Annotated in this window: 1 tRNA gene; it reads right to left on the reverse strand. The window is 44.7% G+C overall.

The features are described from left to right. Positions 1-2: 2 nt before the first annotated feature. Positions 3-87 (reverse strand) — tRNA-Leu (locus AN389_RS19975). Positions 88-219: the final 132 nt, after the last annotated feature.

A 219-nucleotide genomic window follows, 5' to 3' on the forward strand; every position in this document is an offset into this window, starting at 1 on the left:
CATGGTGCGGAAGGAGAGACTTGAACTCTCACATCCTAAGATACTGGAACCTAAATCCAGCGCGTCTACCAATTCCGCCACTCCCGCATACATTTTTATATTTAAACTCTTAACAGAGCAATTCTTTATAGCAACGTTTCTTTGGTAGAAGAAGTTGGCTGGGATACCAGGATTTGAACCTGGGAATGCCAGGATCAAAACCTGGTGCCTTACCGCTTG

This window comes from Pseudoalteromonas sp. P1-7a (genome assembly GCF_001401855.1).
Taxonomy (GTDB): Bacteria; Pseudomonadota; Gammaproteobacteria; order Enterobacterales; family Alteromonadaceae; genus Pseudoalteromonas.